At 72.6% G+C, this 14,474-nt stretch carries 13 protein-coding genes; 6 read left to right on the plus strand and 7 right to left on the minus strand.

The genetic code is table 11. From position 1 onward, the window contains the following. Positions 1 to 4 precede the first annotated feature (4 nt). The 3 genes from AFM16_RS15065 to AFM16_RS15075 are packed head-to-tail and all read left to right on the plus strand — an operon-like array spanning position 5 to position 2,066. On the plus strand, positions 5 to 628 hold the full coding sequence (locus tag AFM16_RS15065; protein ID WP_078636961.1) for an RNA polymerase sigma factor: 624 nt from the start codon (positions 5 to 7) through the stop codon (positions 626 to 628). Beyond that, a complete protein-coding gene (locus AFM16_RS15070) occupies positions 625 to 1,710 on the plus strand; it encodes a CU044_5270 family protein (RefSeq protein ID WP_078633621.1) in 1,086 nt (361 codons plus the stop codon). The genes AFM16_RS15065 and AFM16_RS15070 overlap by 4 nt, the downstream gene beginning before the upstream one ends. Positions 1,711 to 1,757: 47 nt before the next feature. Further along, complete coding sequence (locus AFM16_RS15075) at positions 1,758 to 2,066, plus strand: hypothetical protein (protein WP_078633622.1); 309 nt, start codon at positions 1,758 to 1,760, stop codon at positions 2,064 to 2,066. Between the two features lie 107 nt (positions 2,067 to 2,173). On the opposite strand, the gene AFM16_RS15080 is transcribed toward AFM16_RS15075, so the two are convergent. Next, on the minus strand, positions 2,174 to 3,136 hold the full coding sequence (locus tag AFM16_RS15080) for a GlxA family transcriptional regulator (RefSeq protein ID WP_078633623.1): 963 nt from the start codon (positions 3,134 to 3,136) through the stop codon (positions 2,174 to 2,176). A gap of 94 nt (positions 3,137 to 3,230) precedes the next feature. Between AFM16_RS15080 and AFM16_RS15085 the strand changes: the two genes are divergently transcribed. Further along, entirely contained in the window at positions 3,231 to 3,680 is a 450-nt protein-coding gene (locus tag AFM16_RS15085) for a hypothetical protein (RefSeq protein ID WP_030780166.1), read from the plus strand. A 58-nt stretch (positions 3,681 to 3,738) separates the two neighbouring features. Here AFM16_RS15085 and AFM16_RS15090 read toward each other — a convergent pair whose 3' ends face one another. Next, the gene (locus AFM16_RS15090) at positions 3,739 to 5,220 is read right to left on the minus strand and encodes an MFS transporter (protein WP_078633624.1); all 1,482 of its coding nucleotides are present in this window, start codon (positions 5,218 to 5,220) and stop codon (positions 3,739 to 3,741) included. A gap of 151 nt (positions 5,221 to 5,371) precedes the next feature. Continuing rightward, a complete protein-coding gene (locus AFM16_RS15095; RefSeq protein ID WP_078636962.1) occupies positions 5,372 to 6,688 on the minus strand; it encodes a DUF445 domain-containing protein in 1,317 nt (438 codons plus the stop codon). A 236-nt stretch (positions 6,689 to 6,924) separates the two neighbouring features. On the opposite strand from AFM16_RS15095, the gene AFM16_RS15100 reads away from it, so the two are divergent. Beyond that, positions 6,925 to 8,250, plus strand: a complete 1,326-nt coding sequence (locus AFM16_RS15100; protein ID WP_078633625.1) for an SGNH/GDSL hydrolase family protein — start codon at positions 6,925 to 6,927, stop codon at positions 8,248 to 8,250. Positions 8,251 to 8,313: 63 nt separating this feature from the next. On the opposite strand, the gene AFM16_RS15105 is transcribed toward AFM16_RS15100, so the two are convergent. The 4 genes from AFM16_RS15105 to AFM16_RS15120 form a co-directional block, all read right to left on the minus strand. Continuing rightward, a complete protein-coding gene (locus tag AFM16_RS15105) occupies positions 8,314 to 9,111 on the minus strand; it encodes a DUF1707 SHOCT-like domain-containing protein (RefSeq protein ID WP_078633626.1) in 798 nt (265 codons plus the stop codon). 9 nt (positions 9,112 to 9,120) lie between these two features. Then, entirely contained in the window at positions 9,121 to 10,143 is a 1,023-nt protein-coding gene (locus tag AFM16_RS15110) for an ABC transporter ATP-binding protein (RefSeq protein ID WP_078633627.1), read from the minus strand. A 12-nt stretch (positions 10,144 to 10,155) separates the two neighbouring features. Then, entirely contained in the window at positions 10,156 to 10,920 is a 765-nt protein-coding gene (locus AFM16_RS15115; RefSeq protein ID WP_179123374.1) for an ABC transporter permease, read from the minus strand. Between the two features lie 67 nt (positions 10,921 to 10,987). Next, positions 10,988 to 11,788, minus strand: coding sequence for an ABC transporter permease (locus AFM16_RS15120; RefSeq protein ID WP_078633628.1), 801 nt, complete (start codon positions 11,786 to 11,788; stop codon positions 10,988 to 10,990). A gap of 286 nt (positions 11,789 to 12,074) precedes the next feature. Here AFM16_RS15120 and AFM16_RS15125 point away from each other — a divergent pair, with 286 nt between their 5' ends. Next, the gene (locus tag AFM16_RS15125; protein WP_030780189.1) at positions 12,075 to 14,471 is read left to right on the plus strand and encodes a transglycosylase domain-containing protein; all 2,397 of its coding nucleotides are present in this window, start codon (positions 12,075 to 12,077) and stop codon (positions 14,469 to 14,471) included. Positions 14,472 to 14,474: the final 3 nt, after the last annotated feature.

A 14,474-nucleotide genomic window follows, 5' to 3' on the forward strand; every position in this document is an offset into this window, starting at 1 on the left:
GTTGTTGCGGGCTCGGGTGCGGGCGGGGCAGCGGGAGGCGTTCGGGGAGTTGTACGAGCGGTATGCCTCAGCCGTCTATCACCATGCCCTGCGGCTGACCGGGGACTGGTCCGCGGCCGAGGAGGTGATGTCGGAGACGTTTCTGGCGGCCTGGCGGGCGCGGGGTGATGTGGCGGTGGACGGGGGGTCGTTGCGGTCCTGGTTGTTCGGGATCGCCACCAACAAGGCCCGTAACGCCGAGCGGGGGCGCCGGCGGCGGCTCGCCTTTCTGTCGCGGCGGACCGAGGAGGTGGTCGGCGACTTCGCCGAGGACCTCGCCGGGCGGATCGACGACGCCCGGCGGCTGGCCGAGGTGCGGCGGGTGCTCGGGCGGCTGCGGCGGCACGAGCGGGAGGTCATCGCCCTGTGCGTATGGGGCGGGCTCGACTACGCGCAGGCCGCCGAGGCGCTCGGGGTGCCGGTGGGCACCGTACGGTCGCGGCTGTCGCGGGCGCGCAAGCGGCTGCGGGAGTTCGTCGAGAAGGAGGCCCGGAAAACCGCGGGACGTACGGAACCCCGCTCCCGTCGCGGAGAGGTGGAGAGTGAGGCCGCGTTCGCGGCCCTTCCCCTTCAGGAGGAGACCCGATGAACGCCGACCCGGCCGGATCCGAGCAGGAAGAGCGCGCGGAACTGGCGCGACTGGTGCCCGCCGGTCCCGTCGAGCGGGGGCTGCCTCCTGAGCTTCACTCCCACCACAAGGACGTACTCATGCAGCTCATCGATCGCGAACGACACGGTGCGGACCCGGCGACGACGGAGACGGCCACGCTTCCCGCGCGGACCCGTCGGCCGGCCCGGCCCGTTCTGCTCGCCGCATCCGTCGCCGTCGCGGTGGCCGCCACGCTGACCGTGGGGCTCGTCACCGGGCAGCGCGGGCCGGACGGCGGTCACGGCGCCACGGCCACGGCGGGCACCGGCGCTCACGGCGGTCACGGTGCCGTCGTCACCCTCGACCGGATCGCCGCCGTCGCCCTGCGCACGGACGTCGAGCCGGTGCGGGACGGCCAGTTCGTGTACGTCCGCACGCGGGTCGCCGAGAACGAGGCCGACTGGGAGCAGCCGGTCCGGCCCGGGTCGCTGCACGACCGGGAGGCGTGGTTCTCGCAGGAGCAGGGGCCCCTGGTGGAGTACGGGCTGATCCGCGAGAACGGCGACGACTTCCCGATCCGGATCCTGGTGCCCGAGGGTTCCGACGGGGAGACGGCCGGTATCGACCGGCCCACCTACGCCTGGCTCGCCTCGCTCCCCACCGACCCGGCCGCGCTGCTGAAGCGGATCTACGCCGAGACGCCCGTGGAGGATGGAGAGGATCAGGACCAGGCCGTGTTCGACCGGATCGGCGAACTCGTCCGGGAGCAGGTCATGCCGTCCGCCACGGCCGCCGCGATCTACCGGGCCACCGCACGCATCCCCGGTGTGACCGAGGTGGACGACGCGGTGGACGCCGCCGGGCGGCACGGCATCGCGATCGCCCGCGAGGACACGCGGATGGGGCTGCGCACCGAGTGGATCTTCGATCCCGACACCCTCGCCTACCTCGGTGAGCGCACGGTCCTCAGCCGGGACTCCGCCATGGGGAGCGCGGGGACCGTGTTCGACACCCGGGCCGTGCTGGAGCGGGCCGTCGTCGACAGGAAGGGGCAGCGGCCGCGGTCCGGATCGGGGCGTTAGCCTCAGGAGCGGTCAGGGCGTTCCGACCGTTTCAGGAGGAGGCAGGTATGGCCAGGGGTTCCGTTCCCGGTTCGTTGATCGCCGCGGGTGGGCTCGTCGGTGGGTACGGCGTGGCCCGGTGGACGAAGAAGCGGCAACTGGGCGGGGTCGTGCTGGCCGTCGCCGGGGCCGCGGCCGGGCGGGAGTGGCAGCGGCGGGCCGGCGGGAAGGCCGCGGGGGCGCTCGGTGTCGCGTACGTCGCCGCGTTCGCCGGGTCGCATCCGCTGGCCAAGAAGGTGGGCGCCTGGCCGGCCGTCTTCGGCGTCGCCGGTGCCGTCGCGCTCGCCTCCTGGGCGGTGGCCGACCGGCAGGGGTGAGCCGGCCCGGCTCCCCGTCGCGTCGGCACCCGTCCCCGACGAGGGACCCCCGCTCCCCGTCGCGTCCGCCCCCGTCCCCGCCCCCAAGGCAGCACCCCGGCATCCCGTCACATCGGCACCCGCCCCGAGCGGAAAGCCCGGCGGTACGTCTGTGGGCTCGTCCCCGTCACCTTGCGGAAGCGTTCGCGGAACGCCGTCGGGGAGCCGAAGCCGGTGCGCGTGGCGATGAGTTCCACGGGGTGGGCCGTCGTCTCCAGGAGGTGCTGGGCGCGGCGGACGCGGGCCCGGTGCAGCCACTGCAAGGGCGTCGTGCCCGTCTGTTCGCGGAAGCGGCGGTTGACGGTGCGGGTGCTCATGCCGGCCCGGTCGGCGATGCGGTCCAGGGTCAGGTCCTCGCCGCAGTTGTCCTCCAGCCAGGTCAGCAGTGGCTCCAGGGCCGCCCCGGCGGGGGCCGGCGGGATGTCGTGGGCGATGAACTGGGCCTGGCCGCCCTCCCGTTCGAGGGGCATGACCGCCATCCGCGCGGCCTGTGCGGCGACCGCCGAGCCGTGGTCACGGCGGATCATGTGCAGGCACATGTCCAGGGCCGCGGCCGCGCCCGCCGAGGTGAGGAACTGGCCGTTGTCGACGTAGAGGACGTCGGGGTCGACCGTCACCCTCGGGTAGCGCGCCGCCAGGTCCGGCGCGGCGATCCAGTGCGTGGTGGCGCGCAGTCCGTCCAGCAGGCCCGTGGCGGCGAACAGGAACGCGCCGACGCAGACCGAGGCGATCCGGGTGCCGTCCGCCGCGGCCGCGCGCAGTGCCTCCGTGACGCCCGGCGGCAGCACCGGCGGGGGCTCGGTGACCCCCGGCAGCACGATCGTGTCCGCCTCCGCGAGCGCCTCCAGGCCGTACGGGGCGCGGATCGTGAAACCGCCCGCCGGTACGTCCGCCGAGCCGTTCGGCGAGCAGACCTTCACCTCGTACGCCTCCCTGCCGTCCGGGAGGCGGGCCCAGCCGAAGGTGTCGACCGGGGCGGAGAGGTCGAAGGGGATCACTCCGTCGAGTGCGAGTACGGCCACCGTGTGCATCCCACGATCCTAGGCCGCCCCCTGGCGAGAATCCGTCGGACCCTGGCACTCCTGCCACTTCTGCCCCGTCCCCGTGCCGTCTAGCGTCGGGGCCGTGACCAAACTGCTCCTCGCTCTCCACGTCCTCGCCGCGATCGTCGCGATCGGCCCCGTGACCGTCGCCGCCAGCATGTTCCCGCCCGCCGCCCGCCGGGCCCTGGCCGCGCCCGACGACGAGCGGGCGGTGGGGACCGTGCATCTGCTGCACCGGATATGCCGGGTGTACGCCGGTGTCGGCATCGCCGTGCCCGTCCTCGGGTTCGCCACGGCGAGCGCGATGGGGGTGATGGGCGACGCCTGGCTGATCGCGTCGACCGTGCTGACGGTGCTGGCCGCCGGGGTGCTCCTCGTGCTGGTGCTGCCCCGGCAGGAGACGCTGGTCGAGGGCGGCGGGGACGCGGCGGTGACCGTGCGGCTCGCCATGTTCACCGGGATCTTCAACCTGCTCTGGGCGACCGTGACCGTGCTGATGATCGTACGGCCGGGGTCGACCACCGGGGCCTGAGACCCCCGAACCGGGGCCTGAGCGCCCCCCGCCCCCCCACACGAAGCAGACCTCAGGCTCAACCCTCTGCCGCCGCCGTCGCCGTCGCCGGTGCCGCCGACAGCGGACGCGCCACGTCCTCCAGGGACCGCCGCTCCGCCTTGACCGCCAGGAACGCCGCCACCAGACCCGCCGCGCACATCAGCGTCGCGCCGATCTGGAAGGCGAGGACCGTGTCGCCGACCTTGCCCGTGCCGGTGAGGTCGGCGAAGAGCAGCGGGCCGCTGATGCCGCCGGCGGCGGTGCCGAGGGCGTAGAAGAAGGCGATGGACATGGCCCGGGTCTCCATCGGGAAGATCTCGGAGACCGTGAGGTAGGCGCTGGAGGCGCCGGCCGACGCGAAGAACAGCACCGCGCACCAGCACGCCGTCATGGTGCTCGCGCTCAGCGCGCCCTGGTCGAAGAGCCAGGCCGTGCCGAAGAGCAGCAGGCCGGACAGGAGGTACGTGGACGAGATCATCACGCGGCGGCCGAGCGTGTCGAACAGTTTGCCCAGCAGCAGCGGGCCGCAGAAGTTGCCGATTGCGATGACGGCGAAGTAGTAGCCGGTGTTGCCGCTCGGCACGTCGAAGAACGTGGTCAGGATCGCGCCGAAGCCGAAGGTGATCGCGTTGTAGAGGAACGCCTGGCCGATGAAGAGGGAGAAGCCGAGCACCGCCCGCCTGCGGTACGTGCCGAACACGGTCCGCGCGATCTCGGCGAAGGTCGTGCTCTCGCGCTGGTGGATGACCAGCTCACCCTCGGCGCGGGGCAGCGGCTCACTGCGCTCGGCCGTGACGCGTTCCTCGATCGAGGCGACGATCTCCTCCGCCTCCCGGTCCCGCCCGTGGATCAGCAGCCAGCGCGGGCTCTCCGGGACGTGCCGTCGTACGAGGAGGATCACCAGGGCGAGGACGGCGCCGAGCGCGAAGGTCAGCCGCCAGCCGACGTCCGCCGCGAAGAGGTCGGTGTTCAGCGCGACGACCGAGAGCAGGGCGCCGGCCACCGCGCCCAGCCAGAAGCTGCCGTTGATCATCAGGTCGACGCGGCCGCGGTACTGGGCCGGGATCAGCTCGTCGATCGCGGAGTTGATCGCCGCGTACTCGCCGCCGATGCCGAAGCCGGTGAGGAAGCGGAAGAGCAGGAACCACCAGGTGTCGAAGGAGATCGCGGTCAGCGCGGTGGCGCCCAGATACACCGCGAGGGTGATCATGAAGAGCTTCTTGCGGCCCCAGCGGTCGGTCAGCCGCCCCCAGAACAGGGCGCCGATGCAGGCGCCCGCCACGTACAGGGCGGCGGCGATACCGGTGACCTGGCCCGAGGTGATCGGCAGGCCGCTGCCGGGCTCGGAGAGCCGTCCGGCGATGTTGCCGACGACCGTGACCTCCAGGCCGTCCAGGATCCATACGGTGCCCAGGCCGATGACGACGGTCCAGTGCCAGCGCGACCACGGCAGCCGGTCGAGCCGCGCGGGGATGTCGGTGGTGACGGTACGGCCGGTCGCGGCCCGGGCGGTGGTCATGGGGCGCCCCTCCTCCTTGAGAGCGGAACGCAGACCAGGTTCCCCGGGCCGGAGTGATCACGCCCCCGACACCCGCCACACCCCCGACACCCTCGCCCCGCACACGCTCACGCCCCCGATGTCCCCGACGCCCCAGACGACAAAGCCCCCCTCACGCCCCCAGCGCCCGCGCCACCGTATAGATCAGCAGCCCCGCCAGCGACCCCACCACCGTGCCGTTGATCCGGATGAACTGCAGGTCCCGGCCGATGTGCGCCTCGATCTTGCGGGTGGTGTGCTCGGCGTCCCAGCCGGCCACCGTGTCGGTGATCAGGGAGGTGATCTCCTTGCGGTACGTCGTCACGACGTGCACCGCCGCGCCCTCCACCCAGCGGTCGACCTTCTCCTGCACCTTGGGTTCGGTCGCCATCCGGGCCCCCAGGGAGAGCAGCGAGGCCCGCACCCGCAGCCGCAGCTCGCTGCGCTCGTCCTCCGCGGCGGCCACGATCATGGAGCGTACGGCGGTCCAGACGGAGGCGATCAGATCCTGCACCTCGCTGCGGCCCAGCACCTCGCCCTTGAGCCGCTCCACCCGCGCCCGCGTCTCGGTGTCGGACTGGAGGTCGGAGGCGAAGTCGGTGAGGAAGCGGTCCAGGGCGGCGCGCGCCGGGTGCGAGGGCATGTCCCGCATCTCCGCGCTGAACCGCAGCAGCTCCTTGTAGACGCGCTCCCCGACCCGCTTGTCGACGAACCTCGGCGTCCAGCCGGGCGCGCCGCCCTGCACCGCGTCCATCACGGAGTCGCCGTGGAACACCAGCCAGTCGTGCGCCCGGGACACCACCAGGTCGACGGCCCTGCGGTGACCGCCGTCGGCGACGATCCGCTCCAGCAGCTTGCCGAGGCCGGGCGCGATCTCCTGGGCGTCGGCCCGGCGGGTGATCGCCTCGCCGACCACCGCCTGGACGTCGGTGTCGCGCAGCACGGCCAGGGCGCCGCGCAGGGCGGTCGCCAGTTCGGCCGTCACCCGGTCGGCGTGCTCGGGCTCCGCCAGCCAGCCGCCGAGCCGGCTGCCGATGCCGACGGTGCGCAGCCGCTGCCGTACGACGTCCCGGGAGAGGAAGTTCTCGCCGACGAACTCGCCGAGCGAGACGCCGAGCTGGTCCTTCTTGTTCGGGATGATCGCGGTGTGCGGGATGGGCAGGCCCAGCGGGTGGCGGAACAGGGCCGTGACCGCGAACCAGTCGGCGAGCGCGCCGACCATGCCGGCCTCGGCGGCCGCCGCCACATAGCCCGCCCAGGGGCCCGCGCCCTGGTGGGAGGCCCACTCGGCGAGGGCGTAGACGAGCGCCACGAACAGCAGCAGGCCGGTCGCGGTGATCTTCATACGCCGTACGCCGCGGCGTTTCTCCTCGTCGGCGGCGCTGAAGACGTTCATGGTGCGGGGCGCCCCCGCCACGGCGGGTTCGGCCTGCGCTTGCGTGCGTTCCATCGGTTCCACCCGTTCGACTCCACCCGTTCGACGCCACACGTTCCGGTCCCCGCGGGCGGTCCGCGGCCATTGTCCCCACTTGAGGTACCCCGTGCGGTACCCCATGAGGTCCCCACTTGAGCGACTCCTGGAACGAATCAGGAGTTCCCGACGTCTGTCAGACGGGGGCTCAACGGCGAACTCCTGATCTGTTCCCGGAGCCCACCGCTCCCCGCACCGAGGAGACCCGCACCCGCATGACCAGGCACCGCGGTGGTTATGCCCTGCTGTCCGCGCTCGTCGCCGTGATCGTGGCCGTGTCCGCCGGGATCTACGCCGCCGCCGACGCGGGGACGGCCCGCCCGGACACCTTCGCCGCGCCCCCCGCCCCGCACAACCCGGCCCAGCCCGCCTCCACCGGCGTCTGGGCCACCACCTGGGCCGCCGCCCCGGACGGCGCCGAACCCGGCACCGAGACCCTCGGCACGGCCGGCCGCACGGTCCGCAACCTCGTGCACACCAGCGTCGGCGGCACCGGCGCCCGCGTCACCCTGTCCAACCTGTACGGCACCCGCCCGCTGACCGTCACCCACGCCACGCTCGCCGTCGCGGCCGCCGACGACAGCCCCGCCGCGGCCGCCGGGACCCTGCGCCGGCTCACCTTCGGCGGGGCCACCACGGTCGTCGTGGCGCCGGGCGGGCAGGCCGTCAGCGACACCGTCGCCGTGGCGCTGCCGGCCGACTCCGACGTCCTCGTCAGCGTCTACACGCCCACCTCGGCCGGGCCGGTCACCTTCCACCGGCACGCCCGGCAGACCGGTTTCACCGCCGACGGCGAGCACACCGAGGACGTCACGGGCACCGCGTTCACCGCGGCCGGCACCCACTGGCGGTATCTGACCGCGCTGGACGTGCTCGGGCCCGAGGCCGACGGCACCCTGGTCGCCCTCGGCGACTCCATCACCGACGGGATCACCGCCACCGAGGGCGCCGACCGCCGCTGGCCCGACATCCTCGCCGAACGGCTGCGCGCGGCGGCCGCCACCGGCGCGGACGTGCCCCGCTACGGCGTGGCCAACGAGGGCATCAGCGGCAACCAGGTCCTCGCCGACGGCCGGGAGCGCGGCGGCCCCAGCGGCCTCTCCCGGCTCGACCGGGACGTCCTCGGCCGGACCAACGTCAAGGTCGTCGTGATCGACCTCGGCGTCAACGACATCCTGCGCAACCGGCGGCTCGCCGACCCCGACGCGATCGTGACCGGGCTGCGCGCCCTGGTCGAGCGGGCCCACGCGCGCGGCGTCCGGGCGGTCGGCACCACCCTCACCCCGTTCGGCGGCCACCGCGGCTACAGCGGCGCCCGCGAGGCCGTACGGCAGCAGGTCAACGCGGCGATCCGGGACGGCGGGGTGTTCGACGCCGTCGTCGACTTCGACAAGGCGCTCCGCGACCCCTACGACCCGCGCAGCCTGCGCCCGGAGTACGACTCCGGCGACCGTCTTCACCCCAGCGACCTGGGCTACCGCAAGCTGGCCGAGGCGATCGACCTGACGGATCTGAAGGGCTCGGCGACGGCCGCGCTCTGAGAGAACCCGGAGCGGGCAGGCTCCGACGGCGCCGGAACGAGCCGCGCGTCGCAGAGACCCCGGTCAGTCCTCGTAGCGCGGCTCGCGCCGCCGCTCCTCGCGATGGCCGCGCAGCACGTCCTTGTGGCCCTCCAGCATCCGGCGGTGGGCCTGCTGCACGTCGTCCCGGAAGTCGGCGTGCAGCTCGCGCAGCGCCGCCTTGCGGTCCAGCTTCGCCTGCCGCCGCGCCGCCCTGGTCTGCTTGCGCTCGACACCGACCCCGCCCCAGAAGGCGAACCCGGTGACCACCACGCGCGGCGCCCCCGGGTCGCCCGGGATCCCGGCCTCCCGCTGGTCGAAGCCGCCCATGACCCCGATGCCGCGGACGACGACCTCCACGCCCGGCGGCACCACGATCTGCATCCCGCCCATGATCGCGACGCAGTTGATCACGACCTCGCCGTCGGCGAAGTTCGCCTCGCGCAGGTCGAGTTCACCGCCGCCCCAGAACGCGAAGCAGTTGAACCGCCGGGGCACCGTCCAGCGGCCCCGGCGCTGGAAGCCCGACATGACGGCGACCGCCCAGGTCGAGGAGCCCTCGCCGCCCACGATCCGGCCGCTCCAGTCCTCGTCCCGGCCGCCGTCCACGGCCGCGTCCTTGCGCAGCGAGACCACCGGCGGCGGGGTCACCCCGGGGGCCGGCAGATCGCGGGTGATCGGGGTCAACTCCCCGTAGGTGCGCGCCTGGTACGTCTGCTCCAGGCGCTCCTCGAACTCGGACATGTCGAGCCGGCCCTCGGCGAGGGCGTCCCGCAGGATCTCGGCGACCCGCTCACGGTCGGCGTCGGAGGCGCGGAGGTCCGCACGTGCGTCGTCGCTCATGGGAGCAGCCTACGAGCTGGGAGCGCCGGGCACTACGGTCTCCCGCTCCGCCGGAGGTTCGGGCGCCCCGCCGGTCACCGACAGCACCCGTGCGATCACGGCCTCGATGTCGGGCTCCCGGACGGAGAGGTCCAGCAGCGGGTACGCGGCGGCGATCCGGGCGACCAGCGGGGCCGCCGACTCCGACGCCGGGAACGCCAGCCACTGCCGGGGCCCGTCCACCTTCACCACCCGGGCCGCCGGACCCGCGTCGATCGGCGGCAGCTCCCGCTCCAGGTCCACCACCAGGGTCCGCTCGGCGCCGCCCACCTCGTGCAGTCCGGTGAGCGCGCCGTCGTAGACCATCCGGCCGTGGTCGATGACCATGACCCGGGAGCAGAGCTGCTCGATGTCCTGGAGGTCGTGGGTGGTGAGCAGCACCGTGGTGCCGCGCTCCGTGTTCAACTCCCGCAGGAACTCCCGTACTCGGGCCTTGGAGACCGTGTCGAGGCCGATCGTCGGCTCGTCCAGGTAGAGGACCTCCGGGTCGTGCAGCAGGGCCGCGACGATGTCGCCGCGCATCCGCTGCCCGAGCGAGAGCTGCCGCACCGGTACGTCCAACAGGGCGCCCAGGTCGAGGAGTTCGACGAGCCGGTCGAGGTTCTCGCGGTAACGGGCGTCGGGGATGCGGTACATGCGGTGCATCAGCCGGTAGGAGTCGATCAGCGGCAGGTCCCACCACAGGGTCGTGCGCTGCCCGAACACCACCCCGATCCGGTGGGCCAGCCGGGTCCGTTCGCGCGACGGGTCGATGCCCGCCACCCGCAGCCGGCCGCCGCTCGGCGTGAGGATCCCGGTCAGCATCTTGACCGTGGTCGACTTCCCGGCGCCGTTCGGGCCGATGTAGCCGACCATCTCGCCGCGCGCCACGGTGAAGGAGATCGAGTCGACCGCCCGCACCCGGCGCACCTCCCGGCGCAGAAAACCTGTCCTGCGGCGCACGTCGAAGACCTTCTCGACCCGGTCCACCTCGATGAAGCCACGCTCCGGCATGTCCGACTCCCTTCAACTGCCCGTGCTGCGATACGACCTGAGCCCCGCCCGCCACGCCAGCCCGGCCAGCGCGCAGCAGCCCGCCGCGACCAGCGGGGGCGCGAACGCGGTCCACCCCGGCAGCCCCAACGGGTAGGGGCGGCCCAGCACATGGGCCGCCGGCACCCAGTTCACGAAGGCCAGCGGCACGATGAACGTCACCCCGCGCACCAGCTCCTTGCCGAACACCGTCGGCGGGTACTGGAGCAGCGTCTGCCCGCCGTAGGTGAACGCGGCCTGCGCCTCCGAGGCGTCCTGCGCCACGAACTGGAACGCGGCGCCCGCCACGAACACCGCGCCGAAGATCGCCGCCCCGCTGACCAGCGTCACCGGCAGCAGCAGCACCTTGGCCGGCGTCCAGTCGACGTCGAGGGCGATCAGCGCGTACCCGAGCACCAGCGCGCCCTGGGTGACCCGGCCGAGCCGGCGCAGCGCGAACCGGTCGGCGGCGACCTGCGCCAGCACCGGCGCGGGACGCACCAGGAGCGTGTCCAGCGAGCCGTCCCGCACCCGCCGGCCCAGCCGCTCGGCCGAGCCGATCAGCAGGTCCGCGAGCCCGAAGGAGGTCGCCGACAGCCCGTACAGGAACGCCACCTCGGGCAGCGTGTAGCCGCCCAGCACGTCCACCTGCGCGAACATCAGCAGGATCGCGACGAAGTCCAGCCCGGTCACCACCAGCCCGCCCAGCGCCGTCAGCGCGAACGACACCCGGTAGGCCAGCGTGGAGCGGATCCACATGCCGGCGATCAGCCCGTAGGCGCGCACCCCCTCCAGCGCCCGCACCCCGCTCTCCCGCACCCCGCTCTCAGCCACCCTGGACCACCACCCGCCGGGTCGCCGCCGACTGCACCAGCCGGCCCACCGCCAGCAGCGCCACCGCCCACCCCGCCTGGAAGGCGAGGACGGACGCCCAGTCCGCCTCCCCCATCAGCAGGTCCGCCGGCATCTGGAGCAGCGCCGCCCACGGCAGCAGCCGTACGACCTCCCCGAGCGCCCCCGGGAACGCGTTCAGCGGCAGCGCCATCCCGCCGCAGAACATGCCCGTGACCATCAGCACCTGCGAGGCGCCCGTGCCGTCCAGCAGCCAGAACGCGCTCAGCGCCACCAGGTAGCGGATCGCGAAGCTCACCACCATCGCCAGCACCACGGCGACCAGGAACAGCAGCCAGCGCAGCGGATCGTCGGGCAGCGCCGTCGGGAAGAACAGCACCCCGAACGTGAACGGGATCACGCCCCGCCCGATGAGCTGGAAGAGTGAACGCCCCAAGTCGGCCGCCAGCCACCACACTTGGAGATCGGCCGGCCGGTACAGATCGGTCGCCACCTCGCCGGTGCGGATCCGCTCCATGAGTTCGGCCTCGAAACCGCCGCCCTGGATCGCCAGCGTCGCGTACAGCGCCTGCCCCAGCCACACGAACGTCACCGCCTGCGCCTGGTCGTAACCGCCCAGGTGAGGGCGCTCGTCCCACAGCGCGATGTACGTGTAGACGAGGATCAGACCGAAGACGGTGTTGGTGAACACCCCCGCGGCCGTGGCCGCCCGATACGTCGCGTACCGTCTGAAACCCCCCGCCGCGACGGCCGTGTACAACCGCGCCGAACCCACCGCAACCTTCCTCCTCGCCCGCTGGTCTCCCTCTGCGACAGTGCAGCCACCGAAAGACACGAAAGCCACGCAGGACACCGAAGACCCGAAAAGACACCGAAGCGCAGGAGCCTAATGCGCGACCGCGGCGGCCTGCCACGCGTTTTCCCCGCAACGCGTGCCGCTCGCCGGGAACGGAACGCTTGGTGCGAGAGTCTTCAACAGGGGGCGCAGAACGCGTACGAGACGTACTGCACCGTACGAGACGTACGGGACGCACAACGCGAAACGGGAGTCCGAGCAGCACATGAGCGACGAGCCACAGCCGCAGCAGCCGACCGAGGGCTCGGCACCGGGTGCGCCCGAGGCAGCCGGCGCCAAGCCGAAGCGGGTCAAGCGCACCGGGTGGCGGCGGCTGATCCCCACCTGGCGCATGGTGCTGAGCACCTTCGTCCTGGGCTGCCTGCTCCTCGTCGGCCTGTTCTTCCTCGGCTACTCCATGGTCAAGATCCCGCCGGCCAACGCGATCGCCACCAAGCAGTCCAACGTCTATCTGTACGCCGACGGCACCGAGATCGCCCGCGACGGCCAGATCAACCGTGAGTCCGTCGACCTCTCGCAGATCTCCAAGGACGCCCAGCACGCGATACTCGCCGCCGAGGACCGCGACTTCTACACCGAGTCCGCGATCGACCCCAAGGCCATGCTGCGGGCCGGCTGGAACACCGCGCTGGGCAAGGGCAAGCAGTCCGGCTCGACGATCACCCAGCAGTACGTCAAGAACTACTACCTCGCGCAGGAGCAGACGGTCACCCGGAAGGTGAAGGAGTTCTTCATCGCGATCAAGCTGGACCGCGAGAAGTCCAAGGCCGACATCCTGGAGGGCTACCTCAACACCAGCTACTTCGGCCGCAACGCCTACGGCATCCAGGCCGCCGCCAAGGCGTACTACGGTGTCGACGCCCTCGCGCTCACCCCCGCCCAGGGCGCCTACCTCGCCGCGCTCGTCAACGCGCCCAGCGAGTACGACGTGACCGCCCATCCCGAGAACAGGCGTGCCGCCGAGGCCCGTTGGAACTACGTCCTGGACGGCATGGTCACCAAGGGCTGGCTGGACGCCTCCGAGCGCGCGGGCATGAAGTTCCCCACGCCGAAGGAGACTTCGGGCGCCGACACCGGCATGTCCGGCCAGCGCGGCTACCTCGTCACCGCGATCAAGGACTATCTCAAGACCAACAAGATCGTCACCTCCGAGCAGTTGGAGGCCGGCGGCTACCGCATCACCACCACGCTGGAACGCAAGAAGCAGAAGGCGTTCGTCAAGGCCGTCGACGACAAGCTGATGAGCAAGCTCGACAAGAAGAACCGCAAGGTCGACACGTACGTGCGCGCGGGCGGCGCCGCCGTCGACCCCAAGAACGGCGAGGTCCTCGCCCTCTACGGCGGCATCGACTACATCAAGCAGTACACGAACAACGCCACCCGCCGGGACTTCCAGGTCGGCTCCACCTTCAAGCCGTTCGTCCTCACCTCGGCCGTGCAGCACAGCTCCGAGACCCAGGACGGCCGCCCCATCACGCCCAACACGGTCTACGACGGCACCAACAAGCGCCCCGTCCAGGGCTGGCCCGGCGGCACCTACTCCCCCGCCAACGAGGACGACGTCAACTACGGCGACATCTCCGTGCGCACCGCCACCGACAAGTCCGTCAACTCGGTGTACGCGCAGATGGCCGTCGACGTCGGCCCCGAGAAGGTCAAGAAGACCGCCGTCGCCCTCGGCCTGCCCGCCGACACCCCCGACCTCCAGCCGTACCCCTCCATCGCCCTGGGCACGGCCACCGCCAGCGTCCTCGACATGGCCGAGGCGTACGCCACCCTCGCCAACCACGGCAGGCACGGCACGTACACGCTGGTCAAGAAGGTCACCAAGGACGGCGACTCGGTCGTCGACCTGCCCTCGCCGAAGTCCTCCCAGGTCATCAGCCGCGAGGCCGCCGACACCACCACCGCCGTCCTGCGCAGCGTCGTCCAGAACGGCACGGCGACCGCCGCCCAGGCCGCCGGACGCCCGGCCGCCGGCAAGACCGGCACCGCCGAGGAGGACCAGGCCGCCTGGTTCGCCGGCTACACCCCCGACCTCGCCACCGTCGTCGCCGTCATGGGCCAGGACCCCGAGACCGCCGCCCACAAGTCCCTCTACGGCGCCATGGGCCTGCCCCGGATCAACGGCGGCGGCGCGCCCACCGAGATCTGGGCCCAGTTCACCAAGGAAGCCCTCAAGGGCACGCCCGCCAGCGACTTCAGCCTCCAGCTCCAGGACGGCGCCGAGGAGTCCGCCTACCCGTCCGCGCCGCCCGCCGCGCAGTCGCCCAGCCAGAGCCCGGACGCCGACGCCACCACCGGCGGACAGACCGACCAGGGGCAGACCACCGAGGGCCAGACGCAGGGGCAGACCCAGGGCCAGACCGGCGGCGCCACGGACGGCGGCACGCCCACCGCCAGTGCGGGCACCACCACGGGCGCCACCGACGGCTCCACCGCCGACGGCGGTACGACGGCCGACGGCGGCACCTCCACCGGCGGCAACGGCTCCACCACCGACGGCGGCACGACGATCGAGGGCACGTCCGGCGGCCCCGGCGGCGGCAACGGGGCGACGACGCTGGGCACGGGCCCGCTGAGCGCCGTACGGGAGGAATGAGGC

This window comes from Streptomyces antibioticus, assembly GCF_002019855.1.
Taxonomy (GTDB): Bacteria; Actinomycetota; Actinomycetes; order Streptomycetales; family Streptomycetaceae; genus Streptomyces; species Streptomyces antibioticus_B.

Bases quoted from the DNA above. Each gene is read 5' to 3' on its own strand.
- AFM16_RS15070 (WP_078633621.1), top strand. From the start codon at position 625: ATGAACGCCGACCCGGCCGGATCCGAGCAGGAAGAGCGCGCGGAACTG.
- AFM16_RS15075 (WP_078633622.1), top strand. From the start codon at position 1,758: ATGGCCAGGGGTTCCGTTCCCGGTTCGTTGATCGCCGCGGGTGGGCTC.
- AFM16_RS15080 (WP_078633623.1), bottom strand. From the start codon at position 3,136: ATGCACACGGTGGCCGTACTCGCACTCGACGGAGTGATCCCCTTCGAC.
- AFM16_RS15090 (WP_078633624.1), bottom strand. From the start codon at position 5,220: ATGACCACCGCCCGGGCCGCGACCGGCCGTACCGTCACCACCGACATC.
- AFM16_RS15095 (WP_078636962.1), bottom strand. From the start codon at position 6,688: ATGGAACGCACGCAAGCGCAGGCCGAACCCGCCGTGGCGGGGGCGCCC.
- AFM16_RS15100 (WP_078633625.1), top strand. From the start codon at position 6,925: ATGACCAGGCACCGCGGTGGTTATGCCCTGCTGTCCGCGCTCGTCGCC.
- AFM16_RS15105 (WP_078633626.1), bottom strand. From the start codon at position 9,111: ATGAGCGACGACGCACGTGCGGACCTCCGCGCCTCCGACGCCGACCGT.
- AFM16_RS15110 (WP_078633627.1), bottom strand. From the start codon at position 10,143: ATGCCGGAGCGTGGCTTCATCGAGGTGGACCGGGTCGAGAAGGTCTTC.
- AFM16_RS15115 (WP_179123374.1), bottom strand. From the start codon at position 10,920: ATGTGGATCCGCTCCACGCTGGCCTACCGGGTGTCGTTCGCGCTGACG.
- AFM16_RS15125 (WP_030780189.1), top strand. From the start codon at position 12,075: ATGAGCGACGAGCCACAGCCGCAGCAGCCGACCGAGGGCTCGGCACCG.